The 19,473-nt window shown below is 57.0% G+C and carries 18 protein-coding genes; 5 read left to right on the top strand and 13 right to left on the bottom strand.

Annotated features, from left to right (window positions below; genetic code table 11):
* Window positions 1–498 (top strand): 2-amino-4-hydroxy-6-hydroxymethyldihydropteridine diphosphokinase, encoded by a 498-nt coding sequence (folK, locus tag ACONT6_RS15530; RefSeq protein ID WP_428819339.1) that lies wholly within the window; start codon window positions 1–3, stop codon window positions 496–498.
* Window positions 499–514: 16 nt separating this feature from the next.
* On the opposite strand, the gene ACONT6_RS15525 is transcribed toward folK, so the two are convergent.
* From ACONT6_RS15525 to ACONT6_RS15510, 4 genes are all read right to left on the bottom strand, one after another.
* Window positions 515–1,429 carry a dienelactone hydrolase family protein gene (locus ACONT6_RS15525; protein ID WP_428819338.1) on the bottom strand — a complete coding sequence of 305 codons (915 nt, stop codon included), beginning with the start codon at window positions 1,427–1,429 and terminating at the stop codon, window positions 515–517.
* Window positions 1,430–1,519: 90 nt separating this feature from the next.
* Complete coding sequence (locus tag ACONT6_RS15520) at window positions 1,520–2,788, bottom strand: sensor histidine kinase (RefSeq protein ID WP_428819337.1); 1,269 nt, start codon at window positions 2,786–2,788, stop codon at window positions 1,520–1,522.
* Window positions 2,778–3,467 (bottom strand): response regulator transcription factor, encoded by a 690-nt coding sequence (locus ACONT6_RS15515; RefSeq protein WP_428819336.1) that lies wholly within the window; start codon window positions 3,465–3,467, stop codon window positions 2,778–2,780. Before ACONT6_RS15515 ends, ACONT6_RS15520 begins: the two co-directional genes overlap by 11 nt.
* Window positions 3,468–3,572: 105 nt before the next feature.
* On the bottom strand, window positions 3,573–4,685 hold the full coding sequence (locus tag ACONT6_RS15510; RefSeq protein WP_428819335.1) for an NADH:flavin oxidoreductase: 1,113 nt from the start codon (window positions 4,683–4,685) through the stop codon (window positions 3,573–3,575).
* 138 nt (window positions 4,686–4,823) lie between these two features.
* Here ACONT6_RS15510 and ACONT6_RS15505 point away from each other — a divergent pair, with 138 nt between their 5' ends.
* Window positions 4,824–5,285, top strand: coding sequence for a winged helix-turn-helix transcriptional regulator (locus ACONT6_RS15505; protein ID WP_428819334.1), 462 nt, complete (start codon window positions 4,824–4,826; stop codon window positions 5,283–5,285).
* A gap of 59 nt (window positions 5,286–5,344) precedes the next feature.
* On the opposite strand, the gene ACONT6_RS15500 is transcribed toward ACONT6_RS15505, so the two are convergent.
* The 3 genes from ACONT6_RS15500 to ACONT6_RS15490 form a co-directional block, all read right to left on the bottom strand.
* The gene (locus tag ACONT6_RS15500) at window positions 5,345–5,923 is read right to left on the bottom strand and encodes a phosphoribosyltransferase (protein WP_078082863.1); all 579 of its coding nucleotides are present in this window, start codon (window positions 5,921–5,923) and stop codon (window positions 5,345–5,347) included.
* 32 nt (window positions 5,924–5,955) lie between these two features.
* Entirely contained in the window at window positions 5,956–6,681 is a 726-nt protein-coding gene (locus tag ACONT6_RS15495; RefSeq protein WP_428819333.1) for a pteridine reductase, read from the bottom strand.
* Window positions 6,682–6,766: 85 nt separating this feature from the next.
* Window positions 6,767–7,999, bottom strand: a complete 1,233-nt coding sequence (locus ACONT6_RS15490; protein ID WP_428819332.1) for a multifunctional CCA addition/repair protein — start codon at window positions 7,997–7,999, stop codon at window positions 6,767–6,769.
* 497 nt (window positions 8,000–8,496) lie between these two features.
* Here ACONT6_RS15490 and ACONT6_RS15485 point away from each other — a divergent pair, with 497 nt between their 5' ends.
* On the top strand, window positions 8,497–9,060 hold the full coding sequence (locus ACONT6_RS15485) for a helix-turn-helix domain-containing protein (RefSeq protein ID WP_428819331.1): 564 nt from the start codon (window positions 8,497–8,499) through the stop codon (window positions 9,058–9,060).
* A 90-nt stretch (window positions 9,061–9,150) separates the two neighbouring features.
* Here the strand turns inward: ACONT6_RS15485 and ACONT6_RS15480 are convergent, their stop codons facing one another.
* The 3 genes from ACONT6_RS15480 to ACONT6_RS15470 form a co-directional block, all read right to left on the bottom strand.
* Window positions 9,151–10,713, bottom strand: coding sequence for a SpoVR family protein (locus ACONT6_RS15480; protein ID WP_428819330.1), 1,563 nt, complete (start codon window positions 10,711–10,713; stop codon window positions 9,151–9,153).
* Window positions 10,713–11,993 (bottom strand): YeaH/YhbH family protein, encoded by a 1,281-nt coding sequence (locus tag ACONT6_RS15475; protein ID WP_428819329.1) that lies wholly within the window; start codon window positions 11,991–11,993, stop codon window positions 10,713–10,715. Before ACONT6_RS15475 ends, ACONT6_RS15480 begins: the two co-directional genes overlap by 1 nt.
* 379 nt (window positions 11,994–12,372) lie before the next feature.
* On the bottom strand, window positions 12,373–14,295 hold the full coding sequence (locus ACONT6_RS15470) for a PrkA family serine protein kinase (RefSeq protein WP_181255157.1): 1,923 nt from the start codon (window positions 14,293–14,295) through the stop codon (window positions 12,373–12,375).
* A gap of 396 nt (window positions 14,296–14,691) precedes the next feature.
* Here ACONT6_RS15470 and galE point away from each other — a divergent pair, with 396 nt between their 5' ends.
* Both galE and ACONT6_RS15460 read left to right on the top strand, forming a co-directional pair.
* Window positions 14,692–15,717 carry a UDP-glucose 4-epimerase GalE gene (galE, locus tag ACONT6_RS15465; RefSeq protein ID WP_428819328.1) on the top strand — a complete coding sequence of 342 codons (1,026 nt, stop codon included), beginning with the start codon at window positions 14,692–14,694 and terminating at the stop codon, window positions 15,715–15,717.
* 184 nt (window positions 15,718–15,901) lie between these two features.
* The gene (locus ACONT6_RS15460; RefSeq protein WP_428819327.1) at window positions 15,902–16,696 is read left to right on the top strand and encodes a lysostaphin resistance A-like protein; all 795 of its coding nucleotides are present in this window, start codon (window positions 15,902–15,904) and stop codon (window positions 16,694–16,696) included.
* Window positions 16,697–16,764: 68 nt separating this feature from the next.
* Here the strand turns inward: ACONT6_RS15460 and ACONT6_RS15455 are convergent, their stop codons facing one another.
* From ACONT6_RS15455 to pdxA, 3 genes are read right to left on the bottom strand one after another with little or no spacing between them, the layout of a single operon-like run.
* Entirely contained in the window at window positions 16,765–17,589 is an 825-nt protein-coding gene (locus tag ACONT6_RS15455; protein ID WP_428819326.1) for a symmetrical bis(5'-nucleosyl)-tetraphosphatase, read from the bottom strand.
* A 13-nt stretch (window positions 17,590–17,602) separates the two neighbouring features.
* Window positions 17,603–18,424, bottom strand: a complete 822-nt coding sequence (gene rsmA / locus ACONT6_RS15450; RefSeq protein ID WP_428819325.1) for a 16S rRNA (adenine(1518)-N(6)/adenine(1519)-N(6))-dimethyltransferase RsmA — start codon at window positions 18,422–18,424, stop codon at window positions 17,603–17,605.
* A gap of 43 nt (window positions 18,425–18,467) precedes the next feature.
* Entirely contained in the window at window positions 18,468–19,469 is a 1,002-nt protein-coding gene (gene pdxA, locus ACONT6_RS15445) for a 4-hydroxythreonine-4-phosphate dehydrogenase PdxA (RefSeq protein WP_428819324.1), read from the bottom strand.
* Between the last annotated feature and the right edge of the window lie 4 nt (window positions 19,470–19,473).

Genomic DNA, 19,473 nt, shown 5'->3' with positions numbered 1-19,473 from the left:
ATGGCAACCGTTTACCTGAGTCTCGGCAGCAATATCGATCGCGAGAAACACCTGAGCGCCGGACTGGACGCGTTGGTAGCAGCGTTCGGCGATCTGCGCATGTCACAGGTGTATGAGAGCGAAGCGGTGGGCTTCGACGGCGACAATTTCTACAACCTGGTCGCCGCCATTGAAACCGATTTGTCCGTCGGCGAGCTGGCGCTGCGTTTGCGCCATATCGAAGACGACAACGGCCGCCTGCGGAGCGGACCCAAGTTCAGCGCGCGCACCCTGGATATCGATATCCTGACCTACGATGATCTCACCGGCGAAGTGGATGGGGTAAAGTTGCCGCGCGGTGAGATCCTCAAGAATGCGTTCGTGTTGTTACCGCTATCTGAACTGGCGCCAGATACCCAGCATCCTGTTGCAGGCAAAACCTATCAACAGCTCTGGGAGGAGTATGATCAGGCTGCACAAAAATTGTGGCCGGTCACGTTTGATTGGCCGGCCGCCTGAGTAGAGCGGCGTACACCTATAACCGATCAACCAGTGAATCGACGTAATTACCGGGAAGGATGTGGCTGCCGGTAAAGGTCAGGTGCTCCTTCTTCTTGCTTGCGATCGCGCTAAAGAGAGATTTATTTTCCTCTTGCGATGCGTACTCATCATCGCTGGCAGTGATCAGAAGCACCTCGGGGTCCACAATCAGGGGCGCGAGGTTTTTTGGCGCTACCGCCGCTGTCTTGTCGTCTAAATAAGGCGGTACCACGGCGAAAATCCGTTTTATCTGTGCGTCGAGCCCCCCGATCAGTAGGGCAACCTGGGCGCCCATGCTGTAGCCCACCAGATTCAGGTTGTTCTCATTCAGCTCTTTCTGAGTACGAACCCAGTCGATAAGAACCCGGTAGTCCAGGACTGTACTTCGAATCATCTCTTCATAGTCACTCTTGTCTCCGAAAAGGTGGAGGTTGTTCATTATTGAACTAAGTGGTTTGTTCGGGTCCTTTCTCGTACCGTGATACCTGGCGTCTATAGCTATCACTACATAACCTTTTTCCGTGGCGCTACGGCTAATCTCGTTGACCCGGGTAACCGTCGGGCGCCCCTTGTATGCGTCCGTCCACCACCGTTGGTACCCCCTGCCCATGGCGGAGATGCCGATGAGTACGGGGTAGGTTTCCTGTTCTATCGACGGGTAGCTGATTTGTCCATTCACCACTGCGCCGTCAAAGCTCTTATAGGAAAATGAGAAATCCGTTTCACCAATCTCTGTTAGGGTCATTTCGATGTTTTCCGGCGCGGGAAAGGCATAGGAATCCAGGATTTTACCCTGTGGAAGTGGTTGCACTTTCAGCGCGATAAAGGCGTACCAGAATAGAATGACAGAGCAGAGCGCCAGGCCTGCAATAGCGCATACCTTGATTGTTTGGGTTAGCTTTTTGTTCATGTTGAATGCCTCCTAAATGAAAGGGGGCACTCTACAAAGCAGGTGGTGAAATTCAGGTGAAAATCGCCGGAATAATAGTGCGACCGCTAATCAGGCTTGGCTCTGTGCGCCAGGAAAGACAGATATAGAGAGGGAAAAAGCCTGGTTCTCACAGTGAGCCGAGTAATGCCACTCCTGTGCGGTCAAAATCCTGCTGGCCAGATAAAGGCCCTGCCCAATTCCTTCACTATTCTCGCCGCGAATACCAGCGTTAAACAGGGGCTTGGTATCAAACGTAGTCTGCACTGGATTTTCAAACACAAGGGCATCGCCATCTTGATAAATATTCAGATTGGGTTGCGAGGCGTGCCGGATGGCATTATCCAGCAGGATATCCAGAAGTAACTCCGTGAGGTGCGGATTGCCTGTGACATGAATTGTCTCTGCGAGGGTAAGGTTTATCTCGAAGCTTTCCTTAATCGATATTTCAGGGCGAGCCAGCAGTCGGTTTTCCAGCAGCGGGCGCAGGTCAAACATTTTGCGCTCGAACGATTCCGATCTTGCCAGCGCCAACAGGGTGGTTACCGTCCGGTTCATGTTTGCCAGTATTGCACTCAGCTCGTGGGCTTCCGATGCCTTCAGGCCTCTGTTACCTGACAGGGTTAAAGTGTTGGATGCGACTGCGAGATTGGTGCGGAACTCGTGGCTGACATCGCGGGTGAATTCCACTTCCCTCTGTCGAGCGTTCTGAAGTTCGCGCACATTCCGTTCCAGAGTGCGTGCGAGAAACCCGATTTCGTCATTGCGATTGCTACTCGTCAGCTTCAGTGACGGTGTATTGGCCGCTTGCGATTCGACCTCGCTTGCGAGGGAGAGTATTGGTCGCACGGTACCGGTGATCAGGCGATGGGCCAGACAAAGTGCCAGCGCCGTTGTGCACAGGAAAGTGGCGACTAGCATCCAGATCAGTCGTTCCGACTGGCTTGACACTGTAAGCAGGTTGCCGACTTCTGAGGCGAGGATTGCCCCTGTGTCTGGTGTCAGCTCACGCAGATGGAAATGCTGATGTCCTGCCACAAATAATTCGGCCTTGCGCCGCTCACCGTCCAGTGCAGTGATAAATGCTTGTGGAGTTTCGTCTGGTGAGGGGTAGAGCGTGAACTGTGGCAGTCTGGGGGATGGCAGTTCACCGTGTTCCCGGAAATGTCGCTCGATATAGTCAACTTCGTTGTTGATCAGGTTGTCGATCAACTGGTCTTCAATCACATAGGCGGCGATTATCCCAATGCCTGAATAGATCAGGCAAATTAGCAGTGTGAATCCACCGAACAAGGTGAGCACTTTGCGCTTCAGTCTTCCCTTCGGCCTTTCAGTTTGCATCGGGCTGCTCCAGTTTGAAGCCGATATTGCTGATGGTTTTCAGCATGGTTTCGGGAAATGGCCGATCGAGTTGGCGCCGAAGGCTGTAGATATGGGATTTCAATGCATCGCTGTCCGGTGGATTGTCCCCCCAAATGCGGTGGCTGAGTTCACTGCGGCTGAGTGGCTCCGGGTAGGCGCAGGCTAGTTCCCACAGAATATTGAACGCAATTGTGGTGAGTTTAAGCGGTTGTCCGTTTCTCGTGGCTTCGCGACGGCGCCCGGAAATCTTCAGGGCACCGATACAAACCTCATCACTGCGGTGCAATTCTCGGCGCCGTGCAAGGGCTTCGCAACGCAGGGCCAGCTCGCGCGGGTCGAAGGGCTTGCAAAGGTAATCGTCTGCACCCGAGTGGAACCCCTGCGCTTTGTCGGTAAAGGCATCAAGCGCAGTAAGCATAAGAATTGGGGTGACAACGGGGGCTCGCTGGCGGAGCTGGCGGCAAACCTCGAGGCCATCGATGTCCGGTAGGTTCAGGTCCAGCAGAATCAGGTCGTAGATCTCTGTCAGGGCCAGTTGCAGGCCGAGTTGCCCGCAGTTGGCGAAATCTACCTGCCAGTCGTGCTGCTCCAAAAATTCACCGGTCTGGAGTGCGAGCGTAGGATTGTCTTCAACCAGAAGAATTTTGAGTCTGTTCACCGGCAGGTGCCTGTCCACTTATGCGAAGTAAGTGGACATTGTGACAAGCTGCCGGTGAATTTGAAGTGAAATTTGGACGCGACCGGATTCCGGTCGCGATGCCGATCAGCTCAGGCTTGCTAAAGCTTCCTTGGTGAACGGAACGATTTCTTCCTCGCGACCTTGTTTCACTTTCTGCAGCCAGTTCGGGTCCTGCAGCAGTGCGCGGCCAACCGCGATCATGTCGAACTCGTTGGTGTCCATGCGGCGCACCAATTCGTCCAGGCCGGTGGGGTTGGCGGTGCCGCCCATGCCCTGGTTGTTGCCGCCGATAAAATCATCGTCGAGGCCTACACTGCCCACGGAAATAACCGGCTTGCCGGTGAGTTCCTTGGTCCAGCCCGCCAGGTTCATATCGGAACCTTCGAACTCCGGCACCCAGAAACGGCGTGTAGAGGCGTGGAAGATATCCACACCGGCGTCCACCAGCGGGGTCAGGAAACGTTTCAGCTCTTCGGGGGTATGTGCCAGTCTGGCTTCATAGTCCTGCTGTTTCCACTGTGAGTAGCGCAGTACGATGGCAAAGTCTTCGCCGACCGCTTCGCGTACTGCTTTGACAATTTCCACCGCGAAGCGGGTGCGGTTTTCAATAGAGCCACCGTACTCGTCATCGCGCACGTTGGTGCCTTCCCAGAAGAACTGGTCGATCAGGTAACCGTGGGCGCCGTGGATTTCCACCCCGTCAAAGCCCACTACCTTGGCTGCCTTGGCGGCATCCGCGAACGCGCGCACCACATCCTGGATATCTTCTTTGGTCATGGCGTGGCCGTTGGCCTTGCCGGGCTTGAACAAGCCGGAGGGGGAATAGCCGGGTACGGATTTATCCGGTCCGGTTCCCTCTTTGCGTACGGAGCCCACATGCCAGAGCTGGGGAATAATCTGGCCACCGGCGGCGTGAACTTCCTCGACCACCTTTTTCCAGCCGGCCAGGGCTTCTTCGCCATAGATGGCCGGGACATTCTCGTAGCCGTTGGCTGCCTTGCCATCAACGAAGGTGCCCTCGGTGATGATCAGGCCCACTTCACCTTCCGCGCGGCGGCGGTAATAGCCGGCCACCTGGTCGTTGGGAACGTAGCCGGGGGACGCGGTGCGGGTCATGGGGGCCATGGCCACGCGATTGCGCAGCTTCAGGGATTTGTGTTCAAAAGGACGCAAAAGGCTGTCCAGGTTGCCGCTCATAACACTCTCCGAAATCTCGTTTACAGATGCTTCAGTTAGCCGGTGGCGGGGCCGGATTCCGGGCTGCCCGCCAATTAGGTTGCGTTATGAAACTTCATTTGGTTTTTTAATGCAACCATTTCGCTTATACTGATTTGTATGACACGTAAACGATTTGATGATCTTGGCTGCTCGGTGGCCTGCGCCCTGAATGAAGTGGGCGACTGGTGGTCCCTGCTGGTAATCAAGCAGGCGATGCTGGGTACGCGGCGTTATGGGGATTTCCAGAAAAGCCTGGGAATTGCCAAGAATATCCTGTGTGACCGGCTGTCCCGCCTGGTCGAAAATGGTGTGATGATCCGTGTGGATGTGGGGGAGCACGGTACCCGTTACGAGTACCGCCTGACCGAAAAGGGCCGGGATCTGTTTGCGGTGGTGGTTGCGCTGCGTCAGTGGAGCGAGCGCTGGAACGGCAGCAAGGACTCCATGCAGCTGGTGGAGCGCGGCAACGGCGAAGCGATTGCACAGGTAGCGGTACAGAATACCGCTGGGGAAGCGCTCAGCGTGCGCGATGTGCTGTTTGTGGATGAGAATGGGGACCCGCTGGAGCAGGTCGGCTGATCCCTGCGGGCGACCGCGGTCGCCCTGATTGTGTTTCTGTTTTCTTGCCTGCTGCCTGCTTATTTTTCCCGGTTCATCACTTTCTCAAGCAGCGCCTGATGTCGGCGCAGTTCCGGTTTGTTCTCCAGAATTTCCGCTTCCGTCAGTCCCTTCAATTCATGGGGGAACACCAGCCATTCGTCGGTTTTGTGCAGGTAATAATCTGGCTCGCAATCGGTCTGATTGCGATTGGGTTTGAAATAGGGGCAGGCCGTGCGAATTTCCGGGGTGTTTTTCTTACACGCCTTGCGCAGGTCACTGATAGCCTGCTGGATACTGAGCCCGGTATCGTAGACGTCGTCCACGATCAGCATTTTCTCGTGCGACTCTACCTGTTTGATCAGGTAAGTGAGTCCGTGCACTTTTACCTCTTTTTGCCGCTGGTTGACGCCCGTATAGGACGAAGTGCGTATCGCAATATGGTCGGCGTGAAACCCGAGGAAGTCGAACATCTCCTGCACCGCGATGCCGATAGGGGCACCACCGCGCCAGACGCCGACGATGTAGTCCGGCATAAAACCACTTTCGACTACCTTCAGCGCCAGGGTGAAGGAGTCCTCCAGCAATGACTGGGCGGAAATAAACTGCTTTTCGCTCACGAGGTTGTTCCTCACTCTCTTTGTTCGGGTTTTCAGATATTGAGACTGCGGCCGCCGTCTACGGCGATGATCTGGCCGGTGATATAGGGGGCGTCAGCGGCGAGAAAGCGCACTGTGCGGGCGATGTCTGACGGGTCACCACTGCGTTGCATGGGGATGCGCGCCAGTATCTGTTCCTTGTTATAGCCTTCACTCTCCTGTTCTGGCCACAGAATAGCACCCGGGGCCACCGCATTCACCCGCACCTGCGGGGCGAGTTCCCGCGCCAGGCTCTTGGTCAGCATCACCAGTCCGGCCTTGGCGGCACTGTATATGGTGTGGCTGGGCATGGGTTTGTCGGCGTGAATATCTGCCAGGTTGACGATGCAGCCGTGCGCGCTGGATAGCGCCGGCGCCAGTGCCTGGCTGAGAAAGAAGGGGGCCTTGAGGTTGCTGCCCATCAACTCTTCCCACTGCTGCTCGGTGGCGCTGCCAATGGGGGTGGGGTAGAACGCGGAGGCATTGTTGACCAGTAGGTTCAGTTCGCCGAAGCATTCCAGGGCGGCCTGCGCCAGCTTCTGGCAGTCCGCTGCCGAGCGCAGTTCGCTCTGCACCGCGGCGGCGGAGCCGGGGCGTCGCGAATTGAGTGTTTCAACCAGGCTTTGCGCAGCCTCGGCGGAATTCCGGTAGTGGATGACGACCTGGTGGTCCCGGTGCAGTTCTTCGGCAATGGCGCGTCCCAGTCGGGCGGCAGCGCCGGTAATCAGGGCGGTGGCCATGGTGGTTTTCCAGTCTGGATAAAATTGTGGCGGACGTCGGCCGGTAAGCCGATGTTACTGCCCTCTTGTGAGTCGCGGCAGGATATCAGTCCTGGCCCGGCGCGCCGTAGCTGCTTTTCACGTGGGTGACGGCCTCGAGGCGCGCGCGTTCCAGGGCCTTGCCCAGCTCGGCGCCTTCAAACCCCTCGGCGATCAGCGCTTGCGGATCCACATTGGCCGCGGCCTTGCGGGCTGCGCGCAGGTAATCCACCTGGGGGTATTCCCGGTCTTCGAGTCCTTTGCGCCCGCGGGCGTCCGCTTCGCAGCTGTCCAGGAACTGCTCAAACCGCTCCGGCCGGCGCAGGGCATCGAGGGCGCGCAGCATCTTCATAATGGTCTGTGGCCGCAATTCAAATGCCCGGTGGCAGTGCAGGTGGTACTCGCATACGCCGAGCGACAGCGCGGTGATGGGATTGGGCACCCGCAGTCGCTTGCACACGTCTTTTACCAGCGGCAAACCGGCAGCTTCGTGCCCGCGGTGGCTGGGCAGTACATCGTCGGGGGTAACGCCTTTGCCGAGATCGTGTACCAGTACCGCAAAGCGTACTGGTAACTCCGCCGGCGCCTCACACAGGGCGCGCAGTACGTGGTCGCCGGTGTCGATTTCAGGGTGGTGGAGCGGTGGCTGCGGTACCCCGAACAGGCAGTCTACTTCCGGCAATAGCACCTTGAGCGCGCCGCATTCCCGCAGCACGCGGATAAATACATCCGGTCGTGGCTCAGTCAGGGCGCGGCTGACCTCCTTCCATACCCTCTCCGGTACCAGATGTTCGACTTCCCCTGCATCCACCATGCCTCGCATCAGCGTCATAGTTTCATCGGCGACGTGAAATCCCAGGGGCGCATAGCGCGCGGCGAAGCGGGCAACACGCAGAATACGCAGCGGATCTTCGCTGAATGCGGGGGAGACGTGGCGCAGTTTGCGCGCATCCAGGTCGGCGCGGCCACCGTAGGGATCGACAATTTCGCCGTCCTCGGTTTGCGCCATGGCGTTAACGGTGAGGTCGCGGCGCTGCAGATCCTGTTCGAGGGTGACCTCGGGGCTGGCGTAGACGGTAAAGCCGCCGTAACCGTGGCCGCTTTTACGCTCGGTGCGGGCGAGGGCGTATTCCTCTCCGCTTTCCGGGTGCAGGAAAACGGGGAAATCTTTGCCCACCGGGCGAAACCCCTGCTCGAGCATCTCGGATTCGGTAGCGCCGACGACGACCCAGTCGCGCTCGTGTACGGTGCGTTGCAGCAGGTGATCGCGTACCGCGCCGCCGACCAGATAGCATTTCATTGTGTGACTCCCGAGGCGATGCCGGTCGTATCGATAAAAAACGGGAGGGCGAAGATTGCCATAAATACTGCTGTACCTGACGGGCGCGTCGCCAAAAAGGCGCGGAGACAGGTAAATAGTAGGAAATTGGAGGGCGGGGAAGATAAAAAAAAGGCCCCGAAAGTTCAAGGGGGCCCAGGGTCTTAGGGTATTCGTAGAGAGAGAATCCCAACAAGCTCGCTTGCGCCAGTTTCAGCCGATCTCTCTGTAGTTAGTTACAAAAGCCTACAGAGTCGGCACAGATAGCGCCTGTTACAGATGGTTAGATGACCCTACGTAACATACTGTCCATTCTATTTAACCTGTCATAGCTGTCAACCATGGCTATCAAACTTTTATTGAGGGAACTGTCCGTTGGTTCGTTAAACCTATATAGGCATAGAATTAACGCCTGTAAGTTTGGTTTAATTCAGCATAATAAATAACTAAATGCGCGATTCGTGGGGGATAGTAATAAAATGAGCGAAGTGCATGTTCTGACTACCGGGGAAGCAGCCCGGTATTGTGGGGTAAATTTCCGCACGGTAATCCGCTGGATTGAGCGAGGTCAGCTGAAGGCCTACAAGCTCCCAGGGCGCGGTGATCACCGTATCTGTGTGGAAGACTTTGTCACTTTCCTGCGGGACAACGCCATGCCGGTGCCGGCCGAACTGGGCTGTGCAACCCGCAAGGTGCTGCTGGTTGCTGACTCACTGGAGTTGGCTGCCGGCCGTCAGTTGCTGCAGCAGGCAGGTGTGGAAGTGGATATTGCTGGCGATAGCTTTACCGCCGGCGCCATGATGGTGACCGGTAAACCGGGGATGCTGGTACTGGATGCGAACCTGGAAGGCGTAAATGGTTTCCAGGTGCTGGACTTTGTGCGTTCCCGCAGTGATTTCTCATCTCTGAGTGTGCTGGTAGTGGCGCCAACGGGTGAGACCAATCAGCAGCGCTGGCTGGATGCTGGTGCAGATGCGGTGGTTGCCGCCGGTTGCGATCGCAACGAGCTGGTGGGCCGCATCAATCTGTTGCTGGACGCCTGATCCTTATACCGCTGGCTGACGCACGAGCGTCGTTACGGGGCATCGCCTCGGGTACGAGGGGATTGCCCCCCTGTTGCCGGTCGCCGATCATCAGATCGGCTTGGGTACCAGCATGGATTCCTCTTCTTCCGATCTGTCTCTGCCCTTTTCCGGGCAGTGGTAGCTCTCGGTAATCTCATCGCCATTGAGGCTGTGCAGGTGCACGTCAAACCCCCACAGACGATGCAGGTGTTTCAGTACCTCAGTGGTGTCCTTGCCCAGCGGCCGACGCTGGTGCTGGGTATGGTGCAGGGTAATGGAGCGGTCGCCGCGAGTGTCCACGGAGTAGACCTGGATATTCGGCTCGCGGTTGCCCAGGTTGTATTGCCCTGCCAGCTTTGCCCTCAATTCCCGGTAGCCCTCTTCGTTGTGAATGGCTCCCACTTCAATTTCCTTTTCGCGGTCGTCGTCGGAAATACAGAACAATTTCATATCCCGCATCACCTTGGGTGACAGAAACTGCAGGATGAAACTTTCGTCTTTGAAATCCCGCATGGCGAATTGCAGGGTCTCTTTCCAGTTACTGCCGGCAATATCCGGGAACCACGCACGGTCTTCGTCCGTTGGGTTTTCACAGATTCTGCGCAGATCGGTAAAGATGCTGAAGCCCAGCGCGTAGGGATTGATGCCGTTGTAGTAGGGGCTGTCATAGGGCGGCTGGTAAATCACGCTGGTGTGGCTGGTGAGGAACTCCATCATGAAGCCGTCGGTCACCTTGCCGCGCGCGTGCAGTTCGTTCAGCAGTGTGTAGTGCCAGAAGGTGGCCCAGCCTTCATTCATGACTTGGGTCTGGCGCTGTGGGTAAAAGTACTGCGCCAGTTTGCGTACGATGCGCACCAGCTCCCGCTGCCAGTTTTCCAGTAGCGGTGCATTTTTTTCAATAAAGTAGAGAATATTTTCCTGCGGCTCTTCCGGGAAGCGGTGCGGTTGCGCGTTCTCTTCCGCTCCGCCCAGTTTGGGAATGGTTCGCCACAGGTCGTTTAGCTGGCGCTGGCGATATTCCTCGCGCTCCTTCTGACGGCGTTCCTCTTCGTGGGCGGAAATGGGATAGGGGCGCTTGTAGCGATCCACCCCGTAGTTCATCAGCGCGTGGCAGCTATCCAGCAGCGCTTCCACTTCATCCACGCCGTGGCGCTCCTCGCAGCGGGTGATGTAGTTTTTCGCAAACAGCAGGTAGTCGATGATACTGCTGGCGTCGGTCCAGGTGCGGAACAGGTAGTTACCCTTGAAGAAAGAGTTGTGACCGTAACTGGCGTGGGCGATGACCAGCGCCTGCATGGTCATGGTGTTCTCTTCCATCAGGTACGCGATACACGGATTGGAGTTGATCACAATCTCGTATGCCAGCCCCATGCGTCCGCGCTGGTAGTTATTCTCCACACTGATGAATTGTTTGCCGAAAGACCAGTGGTTATAGCCCACCGGCATACCCACCGATGAGTAGGCATCCATCATCTGTTCGGAGCTGATGATTTCTATCTGGTTGGGATAGGTGTCGAGACCAAATTCCTTGGCCAGCAGCGCGATTTCCCGGTCGTACTCCTGAATGAGCTCGAAAGTCCACTCGGAAGTGGTGGAGATGGGCTGCTTGTTAGTGATCGCTGTATCTAGCATCAGGCTGCAACCTTCTGGGTAAATAACTGGCGGAATACCGGGTAGATGTCACCTACATCGATAATCTGCTCCATGGCGAAGTGTTCGGGAAACAGTTGCTCGACACTCCGGTATTCATCCCACAGGGCCTGGTGGTCTCTGGGGGTGATTTCCACGTAGGAGTAATACTGTACGTGGGGCATGATGTCGTCGATCAGGATTTTGTGGCAGGTACTGGAGTCGTCGTTCCAGTTGTCGCCATCGGAGGCCTGTGCACCGTAAATATTCCATTCGCTCGCGGGATAGCGCTCGGCCATGATGTCGCGCATCATTTTCAGTGCACTGGACACGATGGTGCCGCCGGTTTCACGCGAGTAGAAAAATTCCTGCTCATCCACTTCTTTGGCGCTGGTGTGGTGACGGATAAAGACCACTTCGGTGTACTCGTAACTGCGCTGCAGGAACAGGTACAGCAGCAGGAAAAACCGTTTGGCCATATCCTTGGTGGCCTGGTTCATGGAGCCGGATACATCCATCAGGCAGAACATCACCGCCTTGGAGCTAGGGCGCGGCTGCTTCACCAGCAGGTTGTATTTGAGATCGAAGTCGTCGAGGAACGGGATGCGTTTGATGCGGCTGCGCAGGTCTTCAATCTCGAGGCGCAACTGATCTACGCGGCGCTGGTCGCGCAGCGCAGCATCCTTGCTTTCTTCTAGATCGAGTTCCTGTTGCAGTAACTTGAGGTTGCGCCGCTTGCCGCCGCTGAGTGCAATCCGACGGGCGTTGGCAGCGCGCATGGAGCGCACGACATTGAGTCTGCCGGGTGTGCCTTCATTACAGATACCGGCGCGGACGACATGGAAAGAGTCATTACCGGCCAGCTTGCGTTTGACCATGTTCGGCAGCTCTAACCCTTCGAACATGAAGTCGAGAAATTCCTCTTGGGAAATCTGGAAAACAAATTCGTCCATCCCCTCGCCACTGTCGCTGGCCCCGCTGCCGCCGCTACCCTGGCCTTGCCCCTGACCGGGGCGGGGAATGCGGTCGCCGGTAATGAACTCCTTGTTGCCGGGCAATACCTGCTCCATATGACCGCCTCGGCCATTGGAAAAGGTGGGCTCATTGAGATCGCGGGTGGGAATGCTGATTTTTTCGCCGGTACCCATATCGGTGATGGATCGGCTGTTCATGGCTTCGCCGACGGCTTTCTTGATATGTGACTTGTAGCGCCGCAAAAAACGCTGGCGATTGACGGTGCTTTTCTTCTTGCCGTTGAGACGGCGGTCGATGATGTAACTCATTACTTTACTGCCTTATGTTGCGGTGCGCTGCAGTGCCACTTGCTTGTTCGGTGGCAGCGCTGCTGCTGGGGGCAGTTTGTGAGACACGCCGTAAACCCATCCCTGGGGGCTTGTCCGTCGGGTCCCTCCGACGGACAGTCTCACAAACTGCCCCCAGCAGCAGCGCTTTCGCATAACGTCCGGCAATCTTCCTCAACCCTTTCAGTGCGAAGTCCAGAAGTTGAGCTGTAGGCCCTGGCACCGGTAGTGCTCTTCGAGACTGTCGAAAAGAGGGACCTTTTCGACAAGCCCCCATGGATGGGTTCACGGCGTGTCTCGAAGAGCACTACCGGTGGCAGGGCCGCCACCGTAGGACTTAAAGACACTAACCCGTCGCCTCTTACTGAGACTTCCGCACCCGCAGATACCATTCGGAAAGCAGTCGTACCTGCTTCTCGGTGTAACCGCGTTCGACCATGCGGGCGACGAAGTCGGCGTGCTTCTTCTTGTCGTCCGCAGAGGCCTTGGTGTTGAACGAGATTACCGGCAGCAGATCCTCGGTATTGGAGAACATTTTCTTCTCGATAACCGCGCGCAGCTTCTCGTAAGATCTCCAATCCGGGTTTTTGCCCTGATTGCCGGCACGGGCGCGCAGAACGAAGTTGACGATCTCGTTGCGGAAATCTTTTGGATTGGAAATGCCCGCAGGTTTCTCGGTTTTTTCCAGTTCCTCGTTCAGCGCTGCGCGGTCGAGAATCTCGCCGGTTTCCGGATCGCGGTATTCCTGATCCTGAATCCAGAAATCGGCATAGGTCACATAGCGGTCGAACAGGTTCTGGCCATACTCTGCGTAGGACTCGAGATACGCGGTCTGGATTTCCTTGCCGATAAAGTCGACGTAGCGCGGCGCCAGGTATTCCTTGATAAAGCCCAGATAGTTTTCATGCAATTCCGGTGGGAACTGCTCCTGCTCTATCTGTTGTTCCAGTACATACAGCAGGTGTACCGGGTTGGCCGCTACTTCCGTGGCATCGAAGTTGAATACCTTGGACAGAATTTTGAACGCGAAGCGCGTGGAGAGGCCATTCATGCCCTCGTCTACACCGGCGTTGTCGCGGTATTCCTGGATGGTTTTTGCTTTAGGGTCTGTGTCTTTCAGGTTTTCCCCGTCGTACACCCGCATCTTCGAAAACACACTGGAATTGTCCGGATTTTTGATGCGTGAAAGCACCGAGAACTGCGCCAGCATGCGCAGGGTGTCCGGTGCACAGGGTGCTTTTGACAGCGAGCTGTGTTCCAGGAGTTTGTCGTAAATCTTGATTTCTTCCTTCACCCGCAGACAGTAGGGCACCTTCACGATATAGATGCGGTCTAGGAATGCCTCATTGTTGCGGTTGTTGCGGAAAGACTGCCATTCGGACTCGTTGGAGTGCGCCAGGATCACACCGTTGAATGGAATTGCCCCCAGTCCTTCGGTGCTGTTGTAGTTGCCTTCCTGGGTGGCCGTCAGCAGTGGGTGCAGCACCTTGATCGGCGCCTTGAACATTTCCACAAATTCCATCAGGCCCTGGTTGGAGCGACACAGGCTGCCGGAGAAGCTATAGGCATCCGGATCATTTTGCGGGAAGTCTTCCAGCTTGCGGATATCCACCTTGCCCACAAGCGAAGAAATATCCTGGTTGTTTTCGTCGCCGGGCTCGGTTTTGGCGATGGCCACCTGATCGAGAATCGACGGACGGATCTTTACGACCTTGAATTTGCTGATGTCGCCCTTGTACTCGTGCAGGCGCTTCACTGCCCAAGGCGACATGATGGTATTTACGTAGCGGCGCGGAATGCCGTAATCCTCTTCCAGAATCTGGCCGTCTTCGGAAGGGGAAAACAGGGCCAGTGGAGACTCAAACACCGGCGAGCCCTTGATGGCATAGATGGGGATCTGCTCCATCATGGCCTTTAGACGCTCCGCCAGCGAGGACTTGCCGCCGCCTACCGGGCCGAGTAGGTACAGAATCTGTTTCTTCTCTTCCAGGCCCTGGGCCGCGTGCCGGAAAAAGGACACGATCTGCTCGATGGCATCTTCCATGCCATAGAACTCGGCAAATGCCTTGTAGCGCTTGATGACCTTGTTGGAAAAAATACGCGAGAGTCGGGGGTCGCGGGAAGTGTCGACCAGCTCGGCTTCACCGATCGCCATTAGCATGCGCTCTGCGGGAGAGGCATAGGCGCTGCGGTCGTTTTTGCACAGCTCCAGGTACTCCTGGATAGTGAGTTCTTCCTCCTGAATCGACTCGTAGCGTTCCAGGTAGTGATTGAATATCGACATGGTGTACGACTCCCTGTAGCGTACCGCGTCAGTAACCGGCCTCCTGCCGTGGAGTACCTACTGCGCTGCAGCGTAGTGATGACCGCGAATACATCTCGCAACGAATGCTGAAGAGCGCTGACGCGCGAGAACGCTATCTTTATTACCTATTGGATTGCGCGACGATGCTGCTGTCGCAACAGGGGGCCTGCTATCAGGTCCCGCACTTTCAGGATAGTCAGCGCTCCGGGTTCAAAGGGGTAAACCGCACAAGATGGGTTGAGAGGGGCGCCATTTTTGCGAAGCTGGTTCGCGGCGTAAAATATGTTGTAAAGTGATGTGGCCTGCTGGGATGGGCGACGATCACTGCGCCTGGCATGCATTTCGCGACAGACAAACGGACAACAAAGGAAGATCATGAAAGTTCTGGTAACCGGTGGCGCCGGCTATATTGGAAGCCACACCTGTGTCGAGTTGCTGCAGGCGGGCTACGAGCCCGTGGTGGTAGACAACCTGTGCAACAGCAGCGAGGAGGCTCTGCAGCGGGTCGAAGCCATTACCGGAAAATCGGTTCCCTTCCACCGTGTGGATATCAAGGATGCCGACGCTCTGCGGGAAGTTTTTCGCCAGCACAGCGTGTCTGCCGTAATCCACTTTGCTGGCCTAAAGGCCGTTGGCGAATCCGTTTCCCTTCCTTTGCGTTATTACCAGAACAATGTTGCCGGCACCCTGACCCTTTGTGAGGTAATGGCGGAGTTCGGGGTTCACCAGCTGATCTTCAGTTCTTCCGCCACCGTTTACGGCGATCCGGAATCGGTTCCCATCCGCGAAGACTTCCCCACCGGCGCCACCAACCCCTACGGCGCCAGCAAATTGATGGTTGAGGAGATCCTGCAGGACCTGTGCAAAGCACCCGGCAATCAGTGGAAGGTCAGCCTGTTGCGCTACTTCAACCCCATCGGTGCCCACGAGAGCGGCACCATAGGCGAAGACCCTGCGGGCATTCCCAATAACCTCTTGCCCTATGTGGCGCAGGTTGCGGTGGGGCGTCTGCCCCGCCTGCAGGTGTTCGGTGATGATTACCCGACGCCCGATGGTACCGGCGTGCGCGACTACATCCACGTGGTGGATCTGGCCCGCGGCCATTTGGCAGCGCTCAACAAGCTGCAAAAAGCAGAAACCGAAACCGGCTGTTACACCTACAACCTGGGCACCGGTCGCGGCAGCTCTGTGTTGGAAATCGTGCGCGCGTTTGCCGATGCGGCGGGCCGGGAAATTCCCTACAAGATAGTTCCCCGTCGTCCCGGTGATATCGCCGAATGTTATGCCGACCCCAATTATGCCGAACAGGAGCTGGGCTGGAAAACCGAGCTGGACCTGCAGCGGATGGTGGAAGATACCTGGCGCTGGCAATCACAGAACCCGAATGGCTATGTGAAGTGATCGCCGGGTATTGAACGCAGTTAGAGAAACGGGCCACAAGGCCCGTTTTTTTGTGCGTGAAATCCGCCCGCAGCTGAAAGGGGGCGTGTAATGTCGTGTAACCGCAGAACTATTGATCTCCGAGAGAATTCACTTAATCATCGGGCGCGAAACGATAACTCACAATAAAACAAGGATATTGAGTATGGAAATAGCTACTGAAGAATCAACGGGGGGAGAGGTGGGTCAGGCCACTGCTGCGACGAACATCCAGCCGAACCCCTGGCGCGCGACCGGCTGGTTGGTTGTGTTTGCCCTGTTACACGTGCTCGGGGTGTTTTTTTACATAGCGGGCTACGGTGGTTACCTCGGCGCGCAACTGGGCGCCCAGGGTGAAGTGGTTGATCCGGTGGCTGTGCAGGCGCAGATAGCTGAGCACGTTACCCAGCCGGGCGCCATGGCGGGCATGTACCTTGCCCAGTTTGTATTGATACTGCCGGTGCTGCTGCTGGTATCCCGTTTTAACGGCCAGACAGCGGCTCAGACACTGGGTATTCAGTCATTCTCAATGAAGCAGGTCATGCCGTGGCTGGGTGTACTGGCGGTATTTCTGGCCGTGGAGACTACCGCAGCTCGCGTGTTCAATATCGAGCAGGGCGAGTTCATGGAAATGCTGGCGGGTAGCAAGCACCTGCTACTGGCGCTGGTGCTCGTATTTGCCGCGCCACTATTGGAAGAACTGGTGTTCCGCGGCTATCTGTTCCGCGCCTGGCGCCATACCCGGCTCGGCTTCAGCGGTACCCTGCTGCTGACTTCTGTGTTGTTCACCCTGCTGCACTGGGGGCAGTACAGCTTGGCTCAGCTGAGCTTTGTATTCACTCTCGCATTGATTTTGGGTTTTGCGCGGGAAAAGAGTGGTTCGGTATTGCTGCCGATGTTGCTGCACTTGGGTAACAACCTTGCTGCAGCGGTTTTGGTTCTTTATCTGGGAGTCTTGTAAGTACCCACTGAGTAGATAAGTCTGGCAGGCGGTATGTCGCCGTTTGCCAGCAGTGAATGGGTTTTTGATTAAATTGTGCAGTCCGCGCAGAAAAAAGCTTCGTCCTCCAGCCGCATGGCGGTGAGATATCCACCCCACACACAACCCGTGTCCAGCGCATAAACATTCTTTGTGTTGGCCTCGCCTTCCAGGGCCGCCCAGTGCCCGAAAATAACCCGGTCGTTTTTGGTTTTGCGGTTTTTGTAGCTGAACCACGGCTTGTAGTCATGGTGTGCGGCCAGTGGTCCCTGTTTGGTGACCAGATCCAGGGTGCCGTCTTCCTTGCAGAAACGCATGCGGGTGAAGTAATTGGTGATGGAGCGCAGACGTTCCAGACCGATCAGATGGTCGCTCCACAGGTGCGGTTCGTTGCCGTACATGCCAAAGAAGTAGGCCTCCGCCATGGCCGGATCCTGCAGGGTCCGATGTACCTCTCCCGCCAGCTCCAGTGCCTTGCTCATGCTCCACATGGGTGGGATGCCCGCATGCACCATGGAAAAGTATTTATCGTTTACTTTCTTGTGCACCATCAGCGGCTGTTTCTGGAGCCAGCCGAGCAATTTATCTGCGTCTTTGGCTCGCAGGACTTCGGCCAGATCGTATTCCTTATCGGTCAGGCGTTTGGCGCCGTGGGCGATGGCGAGCAAGTGCAGGTCGTGGTTGCCGAGCACTGCGGTGACCTGGCTGCGGTGCTCGTACAGGAAGCGCAGGGTGCCGAGACTATCCGGACCGCGGTGCACCATATCTCCGGCCAGCCACAGCTTGTCCTTGTCGGCGTTGAAGCGGACTTTCTTCAGTAGTCTCTGAAGCGGTTCCAGGCAACCCTGGATGTCGCCAATTGCGTAGGTGGCCAAAAGCTTTCCCCGGTTATTCTGTCGCAGACTCTGGCGGTGTCATCTGGCTGCAGTAGTTGGCCAGTTCCACATACTCTTTCACGCTTAGTGTTTCCGGGCGGCGGCTGGTGTCCACCGGTAGCTGCTCCGGATCGAGGTTCGGGAACAGGGGCTTTAATGCATTGCGCAGGGTTTTTCGGCGCTGCTGGAAGGCGACGCTGACGATACGCTCCAACAGCTGCTCATCTTGTGCCGGGTGCGGCAGTGTCTGGTGGGGTACCAGGCGCACAATGGCCGAGTCCACTTTGGGTGCGGGGCGGAAGGACTGCGGCGGTACAGGGAACAGGCCCTGCACCCGACAGTAGTACTGCGCCATGACACTCAGGCGGCCAAAAGATTTTACGCCGGGCACCGCGCTCAGGCGGTCCACCACTTCCTTCTGCAGCATGAAATGCATGTCCTGAATCTTGCCGCGAAAACTCAGCAGGTGGAACAGCAGGGGCGTCGAGATGTTGTAGGGCAGGTTACCCACAATGCGCAGCTGATCACCCTCTCCCTCGGCGAGACTGCCAAAATCAAATTTCAGTGCGTCTTTCTCGATGATGGTGAAATCCGGATAGTCGCGGAATTTGAATTCCAGCATCGGGATCAGGTCGCGGTCCAGTTCGACAGCGGTCAGTGATGGGCACTTGTCCAGCAGCAGCGCGGTGATTGCGCCCTGGCCAGGGCCGATCTCCACCAGCTTGTCGGTATCCTTGGGGCCGATGGCGCGCACAATGCGCTCGATGATGTTCTCATCGACGAGAAAATTCTGGCCGAAACGCTTGCGCGCTTTGTGTTGGAAAAAATTGTCCATGAAACTTTTCGTGTGGGTAATAGGTTGCAGCGCGCCGCAAAAATCAAATGGCGCGCAGTCGTACCAGCTCGACGGCCTGGCTCAGGGCGGCGTTGAGGCTGCCAGTATCGGCAATTCCCGTACCGGCAATATTGAGTGCGGTGCCGTGATCCACGGAGGTGCGAATAAACGGCAGTCCCAGGGTGATATTGATGGCGCGCCCGAATCCCTTGAATTTTAACACCGGCAGGCCCTGATCGTGGTACATCGCAAGTACCGCATCACAGCGCGCCAGTTGTGGTGGGGTAAACAGGGTGTCGGCGGGCAGGGGGCCGATCAGCTCGAGACCCAGGGCACGCAGGGTATCCAGTGCCGGCTCAATGACCTCTATTTCCTCTCGCCCGAGATGGCCGCCTTCCCCCGCGTGGGGGTTGAGCCCGCAGACGCCGATACGCGGGCGCTCGATCCGGAACTGCTGCTGCAGGCTGCGGTGCAGAATGGTGAGGACCTGCTGCAGGGACTCCCCGTTGATTGCCTGGCTGACATCTTTCAGCGGGATATGCGTGGTAGCCAGGGCTACCCGCAGATCATCTGCGGCCAGCATCATCACTACTTTTTCCACACCCGCCTGTTCCGCGAAGAATTCGGTATGGCCGCTGAACGGCACCCCGGAGTCATTGATCACGCCTTTGTGTACCGGTCCCGTCACCACGGCATCGAAGGTGCGGTCTGTACAGCCTTCGGCAGCCCGGCGCAGGGTTTCCAGTACGTAGGGGCCGTTGGCGGCGTCGAGTCGCCCGGGACTGGCAGGCGCGGCGAGGGATACCGGCAGGATATGCAGGGCGCCCTCGGGAGTGGCGGTGGCGGGTTCGATTGGCTCGAACGGTAATAGCTGCAGGGATTTGCCCTGGCGGGCGGCTTCCTGCAGCAGCAGCTCCGGATCGGCAATAGCGACGATCTGTGTGCCTGCAATGTCGGGAGTGCGCCCGGAACTGGCGAGTTTGACTGCCAGCTCCGGGCCGATTCCGGCGGGCTCGCCGGGAGTAAATGCGATACGCGGGATCATCCGG

This window comes from Microbulbifer sp. MCCC 1A16149, from assembly GCF_050368945.1.
Lineage (GTDB): Bacteria > Pseudomonadota > Gammaproteobacteria > Pseudomonadales > Cellvibrionaceae > Microbulbifer.
This window is presented reverse-complemented; position numbering and strand designations above follow the sequence as displayed.